Origin of the sequence: Variovorax sp. E3, from assembly GCF_016082275.1 — a bacterium.
GTDB lineage: Bacteria > Pseudomonadota > Gammaproteobacteria > Burkholderiales > Burkholderiaceae_C > Variovorax.
The window spans coordinates 1-1080 of sequence record NZ_MOWM01000343.1 but is presented as its reverse complement, the minus strand read 5'-3'; the positions used below and the strand labels follow the sequence as shown (position 1 = coordinate 1080).

Here is a 1080-nt window from a genome sequence, read left to right as displayed (position 1 = left end):
CGGCCGCCGCCACGTCGCCGCCGCCATGGCCGCCCGCGCCGTCGGCCACCAGGCAGGCGACATAACGCTCGTCGTGCCAGTGGCCGTGCACGTCCTCGTTGTAGCTGCGGCCGCCTTGCCGGGAGAGCGTGACGATTTCGATTTCCAAGCGGGGTGCCTCGCGGGTGCTGGGTTGTTGTTGTCTTGCGTTGTTCTTGTCAGGCGCCCGGCCGGACGCGGACTTCAGGCGCGCCATCTGCTCTTCGTAGGCTTCGAGAAAGGCCTTGCCGAAGAGGCTGTGGAAGTCGTCCTCCGCTTCGCTCGCGATGCCGCCGTACAGCGCCACGAACTGGTCCCACAGCTTGGCCTTGCGGTTGGCGCTGAAGAGCGCGTCGAGCGCCGACTTCGCGCTGATCTTCTTCTCGAGCTCGGCCGGCTCGAAGCGCGCGATGACATGGGCCAGCGCCGCGCGCATGCCCACCATCACGCCGAACTGGTGCGCGCGCAGGTCGTCGAAGGCGTCGCGCATCGCGGCCTCGGGCGGCATGAAGCCGCGCACGCCGGGGCCCAGCAGATGCGCCAGCGCGACCTCGACCGTGGGCGAGAACTTGAGCGGGTTGTTGGCCTGCGCCGCGATCATCGTGACCTCGGCGCGCACCTCGCGCTTGAACTCCTGGCGCGTGAGCAGCAGCTGCAGCGTGCCTTCGGTGGCGCTGCGCAGCATCGATCCGATGCGCTCCATCAGGCCCGGCGTGAGCATCTCGGGCGGCTGGTGCGTGCTGGCCAGGCCGCGCAGGAAGGCGGCGAGCAGTTCGTCGTCCGAAGCGGTGCGCTGCGGGGGCGGCGCGGCCGGGCGCTGCACGGGCGGCGGCGGGGCCACGTAGACCGGCGGCGCATCGATGGGCTTGCCGCCCGTGTCGGGGCCGCTGATGCGGATCGGCTGGCCCGTCATGTCGTCGAACTTCGCGACCGGCGGCATCGGCACCGGCGGCGCGACCGCCTTCGGTGGCGTGAAGCCGAACTGGTCGATCGGCAGATGGTCGGCGCGCGCTGCGGCGTGGCGGGCGCGGCGCGTTGCAGCGCGGCCAGCGGATCGGCGTC

The 1080-nt window shown here is 71.6% G+C and carries 1 protein-coding gene; it reads right to left on the bottom strand.

The genetic code is table 11. From position 1 onward, the window contains the following. Nucleotides 1-931, bottom strand: a 931-nt coding sequence (gene tagH, locus BMG07_RS40730) for a type VI secretion system-associated FHA domain protein TagH (RefSeq protein ID WP_269759909.1), incomplete at its 3' end; no start/stop codon positions are given. Nucleotides 932-1080 lie beyond the last annotated feature (149 nt).